Here is a 14,699-nt window from a genome sequence, read left to right as displayed (position 1 = left end):
CTCCAGCAGCGTGCTCTTGCTGCGCACGTCGTCGTAGGCGAAGCCGTACGCCAGCCCGTCGATGCTGTGGTCATGCCAGAACTTCGCGTAGTAGTTGGCAGGGCCGGCCGGGTAGTACGCCGACGAATTGCTCCACTGCGACGGGTCGACGCTGATCAGCAGGTGGCGGTTGAACGCGGCGGCGATCTGCGCCTGCACCACCAGTTCCTGCGAATTGCCGCTCGCCAGGTTGCCGGACGCCTCGAGGATGCCCTGCGTCGTCGGCTTGCCGCGGATGTACAGGTTCTGCGGGCCGCCGTCCTTCGAGAACACGAAGTCGTTGCCGATCACGCGGCCGCGGAAGGTGCCGGCCTCGGCGCTGAACACCAGGTCGGTGCCGGCGTAGCGGCTCCACACCTGGTCGACGTAGGACGCGAAGTAGTTGCCCTGCGCGCGACCGGCGCCGAACACCGACTTGGCCGGCGCGATGATGCGGTAGGGCCGCTGCACCAGCGCGCGGRATTCGGCCTGCGGCAGCGCCTCGAAGTCGGCGAAGATCTGCGCCCGCGACGCGTTGTCGCCCAGCGTGCGGTCGTAGCCGTCCTTGCCGAGCAGGCGCGTCTTGATCGGGAAGCCGAACTGGTCCACGCGCGTCGTGTTGCCGTGGTAGCCGCTGTTGTCGACGGTGAACTCGATCCACTCGAAGTTCACGTCCTGGTTCGGGTCACCCGGGTTGCCGAGGTCGGGCCCGGCGAAGCCCAGGCGGCCGTCGCCGGCGACGTTGATCTTGATGAACATCGGCGAACCGAGGCTGATGAACATGCGGCCCGAATCGATCTTCGGGATCGAGACCCAGCCGGCGTCGCTCAGCTTGTTGAAGTAGTTCGCATAGTTCTGGCCGTTCTTCGCGACGCGGTTGGCGGCGTCGTTGTCGGCGACCGCGGCCGGGATCAGGCGGCCGCTCGCATCGACGTGCGACAGCACCTTGGTGTCCGGGTTGTAGCCGATGATCGACCAGTAGACCTGGTTGTCGGCGAACGCGCCGTTGGTGCCGTTCACCAGCTTGATCGTCATCACGCCGTTGCCCACCGGCAGGTCGACGCCGCCGTTGCCCTGGCGCACGCGGAACGACGACACGATGTCGTTGAAGTTCACGTTCACGAGGTTGGGCGTGTCGGCGCTCAGCGTGAGCTTGCGGCCGCCGTAGTTGATGTCGTCGAACAGGTCGACCTGGTAGCCGCTCTTGACCTTGACCGACGAGGCGCGGTCGTTCCAGGTGCTGCCGATCCAGCTGCTGTCGGCATCGGCGCAGAACGAGGCGCCCTGGTAGTCGACATGCTCGTAGAAGCAGATCGCGCCGCTGGCCGCGGGCGGCGGCGTCGTCGTGCCGCCCCCCACCGTGGCGGTGAAGCGTGCCGAGTCATAGGCCGGCGCGCCGTTGTTGTAGGTGAAGAAATAGCCCAGCGTGTTGCCCGACGCGACGCCGGTCACGACCTGCTCGTAGCGCGCGGCCGCGCTGTTGTAGCCCATGCGCAGGTTCTGCTGCGCGCCGCCGTTGACCTGGTAGTGGACGTCGACCCAGGTGGTCGCGACGCTCGACTTGAACCAGATCGTCGCGGTGCTGCCCGAACTGGTCACGCCCTGCGTGAAGTCGGCCGCCCCGGCCGGTGCCGCGAAGCAGGCCAGCGCGGCGAACGCCGCCACCAGCCATCCCATGAATCCTCTTCTTGTGCCCGACATGCTCACTCCCTCGAAGGTGTCTTTCCACCGGCCGCGCCGGCAGTGCCCGGGCATTCTCGAAGCGGGCAGGCCGCCGCGGGGCGGCGCTTTGCAACAAGATGAGAAAGCGCTTTCATGAATGCCCGGGCGATGGGCATCCATTGCGTCGAACAATCGGTTGCAAGTGCGGGGTGGGGTCAGCGGTCGTCGGCGACCCGCGCGAGCGCGTCGTCGATCGCCTTGTTCAGCTTGTCGATCGCGATCGGCTTGGTCACGTAGCGGAAGAAGCCGGCCGCGAGGCCGCGCGCCACGTCGCCGGCCATCGCGTTGGCGGTCAGCGCGATCACCGGGATGTGGGCGGTGGCCGGGTCGGCCAGCAGCACGCCCAGCGCATCCTTGCCGTTCAGGCCCGGCAGGTTGATGTCCATCAGGATGATCTGCGGCCGGTGCGCGCGGGCCAGCTCGATGCCGAGCTGCGCATCCGGAGCCGACATCTGCCGGATGTCGCCGCGCAGCGCGACGATCTCGCTGACGAGCTGCAGGTTGGCCGGGTTGTCCTCCACGTACAGCAGCAGCGGCGTGTCGTCCTGGTCGTCGGGCGCGAGGCCGCTGCGCAGCTCGCCGTGGCCGGTGGACGGTGCGCTGGGCGGCATCTCGTGCGCCGCGCGCAGCTCGATCGCGAACACGCTGCCGATGCCGGCGGTGCTGCTCGCCTCGATGCGTCCGCCCATCAGCTCGACGAGCCGCTTCGTCACCACCAGGCCGATGCCGGTGCCCTCGACGTTGCCAGCTTCCTGGCCGAGGCGGTTGAAGGGCTGGAACAGCAGCGCGAGCTGCTCCGGCCGCAGGCCGCTGCCGGTGTCCTGCACCGAGATGCGCACCCGCTCGTCGGCCAGCGCGGTGCATTCCACGACCACCGTGCCGCGCTCGCGGTTGTACTTGACGGCGTTCGACAGCAGGTTGAGCAGCACCTGCTTGAGCCGCGTGCGGTCGGCGATCACGCTCAGGCCGCTGTCGTCGGGGAAGAACAGCCGGATGCCGCGCTGGTCGRCCGCCGGGCTGATCATGGTCTCGCATTCGCGCAGCATGTCGGCCAGGCCCACCGGCTCCAGCGACAGCATCAGGTTGGCCGATTCGATGCGCGCCAGGTCGAGGATCTCGTTGATCAGGTTCAGCAGGTGCCGCCCGGCCTTCAAGATCTGCTGCGTGAACTCGACGCGCTTGGTGTCGGGCAGCGCATGGGCGTTGGATTCCAGCAGCTGGCCGAAGCCCAGGATCGCGTTGAGCGGCGTGCGCAACTCGTGGCTCATGCTGGAGAGGAACTCCGACTTCGCGCGGTTGGCCTTCTCCGCCGCCTCGGTTGCGAGCGCCAGCTCGCGGTTCGACGCCTCGAGCTGCGCGGTGCGTTCGCCGACCCGGCTTTCCAGCTGCTCGTTGAAGCGCATCACCTCCTGCTGCGCCTGGCGCCGGTCGGCGATCTCCTGCTCGATCTTCAGCAGCGCCTGCTGGTTGTCGAGCGCATGCCGCTCCACCTCGGCCATCATGCGGTTGAACGAATCGACCAGCACGCCGACCTCGTCGTCGCTGATGCGTTCGGCACGCCGCGAGTAGTCGCGCTGGTCGACCACCTCGCGCGCCACCTGGCCGATGGCGAGGATCGGGCGCGTGACGATGGACTGCAGCCAGCGCGAGATCAGCCAGGCCAGCAGCATGGCCAGCACCGCCACGGCGGCGGCGATGCCGGCGTAGTCGCGGAAGCGGTCGTACAGCTCGTAGTCGGCTCGCAGGTAGACGGTGCCCAGGAACTCGCCGCCGCTGACGACGCGGCGGAAGATGACCAGGTCGCGCCCGTCGACGCGCTCCACGTCGGCTTCGGGATGCGGCGGAAAGCGCGACTGCTGCGGCGTCGCCGCATACGACGCGAACAGCTTGCCGCGCGCGTTGTACAGCGCCGCCGCATGCACCTGCGGCCGGAAGCGCAGCAGCCCGAGGTTCTCGCCCGCCGCCTTCGCATCGTCGAAGGCGAGTGCCGGCGCGGTGGTGCGGCCCATCAGCTCGGCCTGCGTGCCGATGTCGCTGACCCAGGCCTGGTGATAGGCCCGCAGGTCGTAGGCCACCAGCGCGGCGAGCGCGACCGCGACCGCCGGCAGCGTCGTCAGCAGCACGATGCCGATCAGCTTGGCGCGCAGCGAGCGGGTGCCGCGCATCGTCATGGCGTGTTCACCTTGCGGGCCACCGCCAGCAGGCGCGAGCTGACCTTCAGGCCGGCCTGCTCGACAGGGCGCAGCGCCACGTCGAAGCGCACCTTGTCGTCGACGACCAGGAAGTTGATCGCACTGCCGAGCGCGAAGGCGTCGTCGGACTCGCTGACGATCAGCAGCGGCTGGCCCTTGACGGCCGCGGTGATCTGCGCGACCCGCGCGCTGTCGCTGCGGCCGATGAACAGCACGTGCAGGCCGCTCGCCGTGTCGCCGGCGCGCAGCCGGCGCACCACGATGTCGTGGCCGTTGACCTCGCGCCCGGAGACGGCCTGCGCGAGCTCGCCGGCCAGCAGCTCCGAGCCGAGCACACCGATCGTGATCGGCGCGTGCTCGCGCTCGAAGGCCTGCGGCGGCCATTCGATGTACGCGAGGAACTTGTAGAGGTAGGCGGCCTTGATCTGGTACTCGGCGGCACTGCCCGGCGACTGGGCGGCGCAAGGCACGGCCAACCACGGGGCAAACAGCAACGGAAGGCCGAGCACGCGCCGCCGCCCGAGGCGGTGCGGCGGGTCGGCTGCCACCACCGCGCCCACGTCAATACGTCCAGGTCACCTGCAGCAGCGCGCTRCGCGCGATCTCGCTGCGGGGAACTGGGTCGCCGAACTCCGCATGCGAGGGCTGGAACAGGTTGCGGCCGACCAGCGCCAGCAGCAGGTCGGCGCGCGGCCGCCAGCCGTAGCGCAGATCCCAGGCGGTGTAAGCCGGCACCTGCGGGGCGGGCAGCGCGGCGACGCGGCGCACGTCGATGTCGAGTTCCTGCGTCGGCGTCAGGTCGATGCTGTTGCGCAGCGACCACTGGTGGTGCGGATCGTTGCCGAGCACACGCGGGCCGACCGGGTCGGTGCTGCCCGGCATCACCTGCAGGTCCTCGAGCAGCAGCGTGAAACCGGCGCTCAGCCGCCAGCGCGGCACCGGTCGCCAGTCGGCCCAGGCTTCGATGCCCCGGGTGCTGCCGTCGATCATGTTCTGCACCTGCGCGTTCGGCGGCGGCTGGCCGCTGCGCAGGCGGCTCCAGCGGGTGTGGAAGGCGGCGACCGACCAGCTGAGCTGCGCGCCCAGCTGCTCGCGCCAGCCGAGTTCGAAGACGGTGGCCACCTCGGAGATGAAGCTCGAGCCGTCGCCGATGATGTAGACCGGCCGCGGCGGCGGTGGCACCCGGAGGTCGTGATCGAGGCGGGCCGGTGCACGCACCGCACGCGAGACGGCGCCCCACAGCAGCTGTTGCGGCGCCGGCTTCCAGGCCAGGCGTGCGCTGGGCAGCTTTTCGGTGCCGGTGTAGTCGTTGTGCTCCAGCTTGGCGCCGAGCGTCAGGTCGACGGTGTCGCCCATGCGGATGCCGTCCTGCAGGAACAGGTTGGTCCAGTGGAGCGTGCGGCTCGCCGGCACGAAGCCGAAGACGACGCCGGGCTGCACGTCGTCGCTGGCGCGCCGGTAGCCGCCGCCCCACACGAGCTGGTGCGCGCCCAGGCGCAGCGCATGCTGGGCCTCGATGTCGGCAATGCGCTCCTGCGGCCGGTACGACACCGGGTCGTCGCGTTTGCTGCGGTCGTAGTAGGCCTGCAGCCGCAGGCTCGAGTCGCCGTCGAAGCGGTGCGTCCAGCGGCCCAGCAGGTTGGCGCCGGCGGCTTCGAGCCGGCCCGCGTTGATCAGCCCGACGAAGAACTGCGCATCGGAGATGCCGCGGTAGATGTCGCCCTGCAGCGTCCAGTCGTCGCTGCCGGCCGACCCGTCGGCGCGGAACCCGGCCTGCTGCATGTCCCAGCGGTCGGTCGCTTCGGTGCCGGCCGCGGTCCGGGTGGGGCTCAGGTGCGAGCGCTTGCCATACAGGCGGAAGTGCCCGAGCTCGCCCAGCGTGCCGCCGTAGCGGGCGGCCAGCCGGCCCTCGTCGGTGCCGGCGTCGGCCACGGCCAGCACGCCCTGTGTCCCGGAGGCGGCGCGCGTGATGACGTTGATCACGCCGTTCACCGCGTTCGAGCCCCACAGCGTCGCGCCCGGGCCGCTGATTACCTCGATGCGCTCCACGTCTTCCAGCAGCAGGTCCTGCTGGTCCCAGAACACGCCGGAGAAGAAGGGCGTGTAGACGGTGCGCCCGTCGATCAGCACCAGCAGCTTGTTGCCGATGGCGTTGTTGAAGCCGCGCGCGCTGATCGCGTACTGGTTGGCGTTGACCTGCGCCACCTGCAGGTTGGGCGCCAGCCGCAGCGCCTGCGGCAGCGAGGTGGCCCCGGAGCGCCGGATCGCCTCGGGGGTGATGACGTAGACCGCGGCGGCAGCATCGCTCAGCCGCTCGGCACGGCGCGACACCGAGGTGATCTGCAGGTTGGCGAGCTCTTCGATCGAGAGATCGGTCAAGCCCGGATCCGCCGCCTGGACCGCCGACGCCGCAAAGCACAGGGCCGCGCTGGTGGCGGCGATCTTGACTCCCATCGCCGCAGCCTAAGACTTCCGGGCACGGCTGTCGAGCCGCAACTGCCCTGGGTTGCGGCGAGAATCCGCTCTCTTTTCAAGGAGCCCACGATGAACCGTCCCGCGATCGTCCTCGTAGCCGGTGGCACCGGCGCGCTCGGCAGCGCCGTCACGCAAGCCTTCGTCGATGCAGGCGCGGGCGTGATCGTCAGCTACCGCCAGCGCCGCTCGTTCGACGAGCTGCTGAAGCAATTGCGGCCCGGCGCGGTGGCGGTGCAGGGGATCGAGCTGGATGCCGGCGACGAGGCCGCGGTGCGGCAGGCGGTCGACGCGTGCCTGCAACGCCACGGGCGCATCGATGCGCTGGTCAACGCGATCGGCGGCTATGCCGGCGGTGCGCCGCTGTGGGAGCAGGACGGCGCGGTCCTCGAGCAGATGATCGGCATGAACCTGCGGGCCATGCATGCGCTGCTGCGCGCCGTGGTGCCGGCGATGCGCACGCAAGGCGCCGGGGCCATCGTCAACGTGGCCGCGATGTCGGGGCTGGGCCCGGCAGCGGGCTCGGGGCTCTATGCGGCGTCGAAGGCCGCAGTGCTCTCGCTGATGGCCACGCTGGCCGACGAGCTGCGCGGCAGCGGCGTGCGCGCCAACTCGGTGCTGCCCGGCACCATCGACACGCCGKCCAACCGCAGCGCGATGCCGCAGGCCGACTTCAGCACCTGGACCGCGCCGCAGGACATCGCGCGCGTCATCGCTTTCCTGTGCAGCGACGAGGCGCGCGCCATCCACGGCGCTGCCCTCCCGGTGCGCGGCGGGCACTGAGGCCCGCCGGCCGGTCAGCGCCGCTGGCGCTGGATCCAGGCCTCGAACTTCTGCAGCAGCTGGGTGCAGAACTCGCGTGATTTCTCGTCGCTGATCTCGCCGTTCGGCCCGAGCAGCTTCGCGACGTTGCCGATGTAGGCCTCGGGCTGCTGCAGCACCGGCATGTCGAGGAACACCAGGCACTGCCGCAGGTGGTGGTTGCTGCCGAAGCCGCCGATCGCGCCGGGCGAGCAGCTCACCACGGCAGCAGGCTTGCCCGACCAGACGCTCTTGCCATAGGGGCGCGAGCCGACGTCGATCGCGTTCTTCAGCCCACCGGGCATCGAGCGGTTGTACTCGGGTGTCGCGAACAGCACCGCGTCGGCGCGCGAGACGCGCTCGCGAAAGGCCTTCCAGGCGGCGGGCGGATCGGCCTCGGCATCCTCGTTGTAGAGCGGCAGCTCGCCGATGCCGACGATCTCGATCTTCAGCGCGGGCGGCGCGATCGGCGTGAATGCGTTCACCAGCGCGCGCGTGAATGACGCGCGCCGCAGGCTGCCGACGATCGCGACGACGTCGAGCGGGGAGGTGCTGGCCATGCGGTGTTCTCCTTGAAGTGAGCGGGATGCGAGCCCGCAGGCTACTCCGCGCCGTGCGGCGCGGCACCTCCCCTTGGAGGCACTTCCGGATTTCAAGTCTGTGGATCGCGCTCATTGTTGCGATCGAGGCAATGATCAATTCACCAAACGCCCGTCGATGAATTCAGGGTTAACCACTAGAGTTCATCCCATCGATGCTTTGTCTCCTACCAGACGACCCGTCGAGTTCGAACGAGCCGGACACGCGATGAAGGCGTGGCGACCCGCAAGAAACAAGCTCCATCCAACCTTTCATTGCCACCTTCAAGCTCAAGGAACTCATCATGAACAGCAAGCTTCTCATCGCCGCCTCCCTCGCCCTTGCCGCCGCCCACGGCGCAGCGCTGGCCGAGACCTCGTCGTATGCCGAAAGAATGCGCCTGATCGGCCGCACGCCGCAGGCCGGCGAACAAGCCCCGGCGCAATTCGTCGACAGCAACACCGGCAAGCTGCAGACCGCTGCCGAACAGCGCGCTGCCCACGCCGCCCGCATGAGCCTGATCGGCCGCACGCCGGCCTTCGGCGAAACCTCGGCGCCGGCCGTCGCCGGCGACACCTTCGCCGGCAGCGCGCAGCAGCAGTTCGAACAGCGCATGAAGCTGATCGGCCGCTCGGTGAGCCAGGGCGAACTGGCTGGCTACAACGTCGAGGCGACCAACCACCTGAGCGCCCAGCGCGCCGCCTCGCGTTCGGCCCAGTGAGCGCGGCGGCCTGGAGGCCGCTGCCGGAAGGGAAACGCCCTACGCCCCGTGTCGGTGAATGCCGCGCGGGGCGTTTCGCATGGGCGGACCGGGTGTGCAAGCCTGCGCAATACGGGACGTTTGTCTGCTTCAAGCCGGTCTATCCGTCGTCGATATCGCCTTCAGTACGCTGGTAGTGGCCTCCCGCCGCAGCGTCCTCAGGATGACCACGATGAACTTCCTCGGCAACTTCACGATCGGCAAACGGCTCGGCGCCGGCTTCCTGATCACGATCATGGTGGCGGTCGCGATGGCGCTGGCGGCCCGGCAGCAGATGGCGACGATCAGCCAGCAGGTCGGCGACCTGACACGCGACGAGATGGACAAGGTCGTCCAGCTGTCGCACATGAAGGACAACCAGAACGTGATCGCGCGCGGCGTGCGCAACATCGTGCTGTTGTCGGACAAGGCGGTCATGCAGGCCGAGCGGAAGCGCATCGAGGAGATGCGCGCGAAGAATGCCGAGATCGTCGCCGGGCTCGAAGCCACGGTGCACAGCGCCTCGACGCGCGAGCTGCTGAAGACGGTGTCGCAGACCCTGCCGCCGTACGAGCAGGCGGTCGACAAGGCGATCGCGCTCGGCTTCGCCGACGACGATGCCGCGGCGACCAAATTCCTGCTGGCCGACGTGCGGCCGATGCAGAACGCCTACTTCAAGGCCGTGGATGCGCTGGTCGAGGCGCAGCAGCAGGAGATGCGCCAGGTGGCGAGCGACATCCAGGCGGCGGCCCGCGCCGACAGCCTGCTGATGCTCGGGCTGGCCGGCCTGGCCGCGGCGTTCGGTGCGCTGATCGCCTGGGCCGTCACGCGTTCGATCGTGCGCCCGCTGAAGCAGGCCGCRGTGCTCGCCGACCAGGTCAGCGAGGGCGACCTCAGCACGACGCTGAAGATCGACTCCCACGATGAAACCGGCCACCTGCTGCGGGCGCTGCAGCGCATGCGCGACAGCCTGGTGCAGATCGTCGGCAGCGTGCGCGGCAATGCCGAGAGCGTCGCCACCGCCAGCTCGCAGATCGCGCAGGGCAACCTCGACCTGAGCCAGCGCACCGAGGAGCAGGCGAGTGCGCTGCAGCAGACCGCCGCGACGATGGAAGAGCTGAACGCGACAGTGCGCAGCAATGCCGACAACGCGCGCCAAGCCAACCAGCTGGCGCTGGTTGCGTCCGGCGCGGCAACCGACGGCGGCACGGCCGTGGGCCGGGTGGTCGACACGATGCGCGGCATCCAGGCGTCGTCGAAGAAGATCGTCGACATCATCGGCGTGATCGACGGCATCGCATTCCAGACCAACATCCTGGCGCTGAATGCCGCGGTGGAAGCAGCTCGGGCCGGCGAACAGGGCCGCGGCTTCGCGGTGGTGGCCGCCGAGGTGCGCACGCTGGCGCAGCGCAGTGCAGCGGCGGCCAAGGAGATCAAGGCGCTGATCGGCCACAGCGTCGCGCAGGTCGAGCAGGGCACGACGCTGGTCGATCACGCCGGGCAGTCGATGCAGCAGATCGTCACCGCGATCCAGCGCGTCAGCGACATCGTGGCCGAGATCAGCGAGGCGGCGGTCGAGCAGAGCTCGGGCGTGTCGCAGGTCGGTGAGGCGGTCTCGCAGATGGACCAGGCGACGCAGCAGAACGCGGCGCTGGTCGAAGAGGGCGCGGCGGCGGCCGAGAGCCTGAAGCAGCAGGCGCGGATGCTGGTGGACGCGGTCGCGGTGTTCAAGCTGAGCGGCGGGCCAGCGGCGATGCCGGCCTGAACCGGAATCAAACGGGCACAAAAAAAGCCGCTGTGAAGCGGCTTTTCTTGATCCGGCCCCCGGAGGGACCAGCGATGTTGGTGCCGGTGAGAAGAGTCGAACTCCCGACCTTCGCATTACGAATGCGCTGCTCTACCAACTGAGCTACACCGGCGTGAAGCCAGCGAGTATAGCTCGGGTTTCAGCCGTTTTCGCGGTCAGGTTCGCAATGATAGGCCGTGACGCGCTCAACTTCGTTCTTCGAACCCAGGATCACGCTGACGCGTTCGTGCAACGCGGTCGGCTGCAGGTCGAGGATGCGCTGGCCCGCGTTGGTCGCCGCGCCGCCGGCCTGCTCGACGATGAAGGCCATCGGGTTGGCCTCGTACATCAGCCGCAGCTTGCCGGCCTTCTTCGGCTCGCGGCGGTCCCACGGGTACATGAACACGCCGCCGCGCGTCAGGATGCGGTGCACGTCGGCCACCATGCTGGCGATCCAGCGCATGTTGAAGTCCTTGCCGCGCGGGCCGGTGCTGCCGGCCAGGCATTCCTCCACATAGCGCTGCATCGGCGGCGCCCAGTGCCGCAGGTTGCTCATGTTGATCGCGAATTCCTTCGTGTCTTCCGGGATCTTCGCGCCGTCCTGCGTCAGCAGCCAGGCGCCTTCCTCGCGGTCGAGCGTGAAGATCGCGACGCCGTCGCCCACCGTCAGCACCAGCATCGTCTGCGGGCCGTACACGCAGTAGCCGGCGGCCGCCTGCTGCGAGCCGGGCTGCAGGAAGTCGGCTTCGCTGACGCCTACGCCGGTGCCCACGCTGCTCTCCGGCTTCTTCAGCACCGAGAAGATCGTGCCGATGCTGACGTTCACGTCGATGTTGCTCGAGCCGTCGAGCGGGTCGAACAGCAGCAGGTACTCGCCCTGCGGGAAGCGGTTGGGCACCACGTAGATGCCCTCCATCTCCTCGCTGGCCATCGCCGCGAGGTGGCCGCCCCATTCGTTGGCCTCGATCAGCACCTCGTTGGCGATGATGTCGAGCTTCTTCTGCATCTCGCCCTGCACGTTCTCGGTCTCGGCGCTGCCGAGCACGCCGCCGAGCGCGCCCTTGTTGACGCTGATGCTGATGCGCTTGCAGGCGCGCGCCACCACCTCGATCAGCAGGCGCAGCTGGGCCGGGATGTTGCCGTGGCTGCGCTGCTGCTCGATCAGGTACTGCGTCAGGCTGATGCGCTTCGGGGTCAGGCGCTGCGTCATGCTGCGCCCTCGCCGGATTGCAGCGCCCGGCCGACGATCTCGCGCACGTCGTTCGACAGGTCGGCCTTCGCCGCGACGCGCTTCAGCGCCTCGCCTGCCGCGGTGCGGTATGGCTCGGCCAGGTTGCTCCAGCGGTCCATCACGCGGGCGACGCGCGCGGCGAGCTGCGGGTTCAGGCTGTCGAGCTCGATCATCCGGTCGGCCCAGAACACGTAGCCGGCCGCATCGCTGCGGTGGAAGGCGGCCGGGTTCAGCATGCACAGCGCCGAGATCAGGCTGCGCGCGCGGTTCGGGTTCTTCAGCGAGAAGTCCGGGTGCTGCAGCAGCTGCTTCGCGCGGGTGAACACGCGGCCGTCCTTCTCGGGGGCACCGGCCTGCAGCGCGAACCACTTGTCGATGACCAGCGGCTCGCCCTTGAAGATCTCGTGGAAGCGCTGCAGCGCCGGCTCGGCCAGCTCGGCATGCGCATGCACCAGCGCCGCCAGCGCGCCCAGCCGGTCGGTCATGTTGCCGGCGTCCTTGAAGCGCTGGTAGGCGCGGCCCGGCCACACGGCGTCGCCGTGGCGGGTCGCGTCCAGGCACAGCATGGCCAGCGCCAGGTTGGCCAGCGCGCGCTTGCCGGCCGACACCGGGTCGGGCGAGTAGCCGCCGCGCACCTGGTGGGCCTCGAACGCCCACTGCCAGTCGTCGCGCAAGGCCTGCGCGAGCTGCAGTTTCATCGATTCGCGCGCCGCATGGATGCGTTGCGGATCGACCACGTTCAGCTGCTCGGCGACGTAGGTCTCGCTCGGCAGCGTCAGCGCGAGTTCCTTGAAGGCGGCATCGAGCGCCGGGTGGCGCAGCACCGCGCGCATCGCCTCGATGAAGGCGGCGTCCAGCGGCTGCTGCGGCTGCTCGCTCGCCACCGCCGCCAGCAGGCGGTTCAGCGCCAGGCGCTGGCCGGCTTCCCAGCGGTTGAACGGGTCGCTGTCGTGCTTCAGCAGCACCAGCAGGTCTTCGTCGGACAGGTGGTCGATCAGCACCACCGGCGCCGAGAAGCCGCGCAGCAACGACGGCACCGGCTCGACGTCGACGTTGACGAAGGTGAAGAAGCTGCGCGATTCATGCAGCACCAGCACGCGCTCGGTGCCGCCGGCGGCCGGCTCGTCCTCGAGCTGCAGCGCGAGCGGCTGGCCGTCGCGGCCGAGCAGCCCCATCGCGACCGGGATCACGTACGACTCCTTCACCGCCTGCCCTGGCGACGCCGGGCAGCTCTGCTCGATGCCCAGCGTGTAGGTGCGGCTCGGCGCGTCGTAGCGGCCGCGTGCGTTGACGCGCGGCGTGCCGGCCTGGCTGTACCAGCGCTTGAACTGCGGCAGGTGCTTCGCGAGTTCGCTGTCGGGGTTGGCGTCGGCGATGGCCTGCGCGAAGTCGTCGCAGGTCACGGCCTGGCCGTCGTGGCGCGCGAAGTACAGCGTGATGCCGCGCGCGAAGCCTTCGCGGCCGACCAGCGTCTGCATCATCCGCACCACTTCCGAACCCTTCTCGTAGATGGTGGCGGTGTAGAAGTTGTTGATCTCGACGTAGCTGTCCGGGCGCACCGGGTGGGCCATCGAGCCGGCGTCCTCGGGGAACTGCATCTGGCGCAGCTGGCGCACGTCCTCGATGCGCTTGACGGCGCGGGCCGTCGGGCTGCCGGCCATGTCCATGCTGAATTCCTGGTCGCGGAAGACCGTCAGGCCTTCCTTCAGGCTCAGCTGGAACCAGTCGCGGCAGGTGATGCGGTTGCCGGTCCAGTTGTGGAAGTACTCGTGGCCGACCACGCTCTCGATGCCGGCGTAGTCGACATCGGTGGCGGTCGCCGGGTTGGCGAGAACGAACTTCGTGTTGAAGATGTTCAGGCCCTTGTTCTCCATCGCGCCCATGTTGAAGTCGCCGACCGCGACGATCATGAAGCGCTCGAGGTCGAGCGGCAGCTTGAAGCGGGCCTCGTCCCACACCACGCTCGCGATCAGCGAGTTCATCGCGTGCTCGGTCTTCTCGAGGTCGCCGCGGCGCACGTACACCTGCAGCAGGTGGTCCTTGCCCGAGCGGGTGCGCACGTGCTGCTCGCGCGCCACCAGGTCGGCCGCGACCAGCGCGAACAGGTAGCTCGGCTTCGGGAACGGGTCGTGCCATTTCGCGAAGTGGCGGCCGTTGTCGAGCTCGCCCTGCTGCACCAGGTTGCCGTTCGACAGCAGCACCGGGTAGGCCTTCTTGCTGGCCTTCAGCGTCACGGTGTAGACCGCCATCACGTCCGGGCGGTCGAGGAAATAGGCGATGCGGCGGAAGCCCTCGGCCTCGCACTGCGTGAAGAAGCCGCCGCCCGAGGTGTACAGCCCCGACAGCTGCGTGTTCTTCTCGGGCGCGCAGGTGTTGCGGATCTCGAGCGTGAACTCGCCGGCCGGCACGTCCGACAGGCTGTCGATCACGAGCATGCCGTCTTCATGGCGGAACGACACCGATTCGCCGTTGACCAGCACGCGCGTCAGCGTCAGGTCTTCGCCGTGCAGGCGCAGCGGCTGCGGCGGCAGCGCGGTGTTGCGCTCCATCGTCATGCGGTTGATGACCAGCGTCTTCGCCGGGTCGAGGTCGAACGTCAGGTCGACGGTGCGGATCCAGAACGCCGGGGCGGTGTAGTCCTCGCGGCGGATCAGCGGGGCAGTGCCTTCACGCATGGTGTTCTTCTTTCGTCAGGGCTGATGGATCGGAAGGGTGAGCCGGATGTCGAGCAGGTCGGGCACGACGGCGACGACGTTGTCGAACCCRGCGAAGGCGGCGGCGGCCATCGTCGTGGTCAGCGCGACGGCCTTCATGCCGGCGCGGCGCGCGGCCTCGACGCCGAGCGGCGCATCCTCGAAGACCAGGCACTCGGCCGGGTCCACGCCGAGGCGCTTCGCGGCCTCGAGGAAGATGTCCGGGTGCGGCTTGCCGCGCAGGCCGTCGGCCGGGCTGACGGTGGTCTGCACCTTGTCGCCGATGCCGAAGCGTTCGTAGGCGAGCGCGATGTTCTGCGGCGTCGACGCAGTGCACACCGCGAGCTTCAAGCCGAGGCCGGCGGCGCGGTCGAGCAGCTCGTGCGTGCCGGCGATCAACCCGAGCCGCGTGGCGGCGATGTCGCGGTAGATCGCCTCCTTCTCGGCGGCGAGTGCGGCGTAGTCA

At 69.1% G+C, this 14,699-nt stretch carries 11 protein-coding genes and 1 tRNA gene; 3 read left to right on the top strand and 9 right to left on the bottom strand.

Annotated features, from left to right (window positions below; all coding sequences use genetic code 11):
- From AC1D15_RS05470 to AC1D15_RS05455, 4 genes are all read right to left on the bottom strand, one after another.
- Positions 1 to 1,695: beta-1,3-glucanase family protein (locus tag AC1D15_RS05470; RefSeq protein WP_477825206.1), on the bottom strand; the 1,695-nt coding region annotated here is incomplete at its 3' end.
- A gap of 200 nt (positions 1,696 to 1,895) precedes the next feature.
- Positions 1,896 to 3,911, bottom strand: coding sequence for a sensor histidine kinase, YfiR-like protein-associated (locus tag AC1D15_RS05465; RefSeq protein ID WP_477825205.1), 2,016 nt, complete (start codon positions 3,909 to 3,911; stop codon positions 1,896 to 1,898).
- Positions 3,908 to 4,492, bottom strand: coding sequence for a TOL_0243 family YfiR-like periplasmic protein (locus tag AC1D15_RS05460; protein ID WP_047505928.1), 585 nt, complete (start codon positions 4,490 to 4,492; stop codon positions 3,908 to 3,910). Before AC1D15_RS05460 ends, AC1D15_RS05465 begins: the two co-directional genes overlap by 4 nt.
- A gap of 1 nt (position 4,493) precedes the next feature.
- A complete protein-coding gene (locus tag AC1D15_RS05455; protein ID WP_477825204.1) occupies positions 4,494 to 6,386 on the bottom strand; it encodes a TOL_0244 family TonB-dependent receptor in 1,893 nt (630 codons plus the stop codon).
- A 90-nt stretch (positions 6,387 to 6,476) separates the two neighbouring features.
- Here AC1D15_RS05455 and AC1D15_RS05450 point away from each other — a divergent pair, with 90 nt between their 5' ends.
- Positions 6,477 to 7,187 (top strand): SDR family NAD(P)-dependent oxidoreductase, encoded by a 711-nt coding sequence (locus AC1D15_RS05450; protein ID WP_477825203.1) that lies wholly within the window; start codon positions 6,477 to 6,479, stop codon positions 7,185 to 7,187.
- A gap of 14 nt (positions 7,188 to 7,201) precedes the next feature.
- Here the strand turns inward: AC1D15_RS05450 and AC1D15_RS05445 are convergent, their stop codons facing one another.
- Positions 7,202 to 7,765 (bottom strand): NADPH-dependent FMN reductase, encoded by a 564-nt coding sequence (locus AC1D15_RS05445; RefSeq protein ID WP_047505934.1) that lies wholly within the window; start codon positions 7,763 to 7,765, stop codon positions 7,202 to 7,204.
- 323 nt (positions 7,766 to 8,088) lie between these two features.
- On the opposite strand from AC1D15_RS05445, the gene AC1D15_RS05440 reads away from it, so the two are divergent.
- Together AC1D15_RS05440 and AC1D15_RS05435 are read left to right on the top strand one after the other, a co-directional pair.
- The gene (locus AC1D15_RS05440) at positions 8,089 to 8,505 is read left to right on the top strand and encodes a hypothetical protein (RefSeq protein WP_477825202.1); all 417 of its coding nucleotides are present in this window, start codon (positions 8,089 to 8,091) and stop codon (positions 8,503 to 8,505) included.
- 211 nt (positions 8,506 to 8,716) lie between these two features.
- Entirely contained in the window at positions 8,717 to 10,288 is a 1,572-nt protein-coding gene (locus tag AC1D15_RS05435; RefSeq protein ID WP_477825201.1) for a methyl-accepting chemotaxis protein, read from the top strand.
- Positions 10,289 to 10,366: 78 nt separating this feature from the next.
- On the opposite strand, the gene AC1D15_RS05430 is transcribed toward AC1D15_RS05435, so the two are convergent.
- The 4 genes from AC1D15_RS05430 to AC1D15_RS05415 all read right to left on the bottom strand — a co-directional run.
- A tRNA-Thr gene (locus AC1D15_RS05430) sits at positions 10,367 to 10,442 on the bottom strand.
- Positions 10,443 to 10,469: 27 nt separating this feature from the next.
- Complete coding sequence (locus AC1D15_RS05425) at positions 10,470 to 11,519, bottom strand: class 1 fructose-bisphosphatase (RefSeq protein ID WP_465113943.1); 1,050 nt, start codon at positions 11,517 to 11,519, stop codon at positions 10,470 to 10,472.
- Positions 11,516 to 14,215 carry an aminopeptidase N gene (gene pepN / locus AC1D15_RS05420; protein WP_477825200.1) on the bottom strand — a complete coding sequence of 900 codons (2,700 nt, stop codon included), beginning with the start codon at positions 14,213 to 14,215 and terminating at the stop codon, positions 11,516 to 11,518. Before pepN ends, AC1D15_RS05425 begins: the two co-directional genes overlap by 4 nt.
- A gap of 15 nt (positions 14,216 to 14,230) precedes the next feature.
- Positions 14,231 to 14,699, bottom strand: a 469-nt coding sequence (locus tag AC1D15_RS05415; protein WP_477825199.1) for an HAD family hydrolase, incomplete at its 5' end; no start/stop codon positions are given.

The organism is Rhizobacter sp. P2_H2 (assembly GCF_056403375.1).
The sequence above is the reverse complement of the archived record's forward strand: the minus strand, read 5'-3'. Positions and strand labels throughout refer to the sequence as shown.

Bases quoted from the DNA above. Each gene is read 5' to 3' on its own strand.
- AC1D15_RS05445 (WP_047505934.1), bottom strand. From the start codon at position 7,765: ATGGCCAGCACCTCCCCGCTCGACGTCGTCGCGATCGTCGGCAGCCTG.
- AC1D15_RS05440 (WP_477825202.1), top strand. From the start codon at position 8,089: ATGAACAGCAAGCTTCTCATCGCCGCCTCCCTCGCCCTTGCCGCCGCC.
- AC1D15_RS05425 (WP_465113943.1), bottom strand. From the start codon at position 11,519: ATGACGCAGCGCCTGACCCCGAAGCGCATCAGCCTGACGCAGTACCTG.
- pepN (WP_477825200.1), bottom strand. From the start codon at position 14,215: ATGCGTGAAGGCACTGCCCCGCTGATCCGCCGCGAGGACTACACCGCC.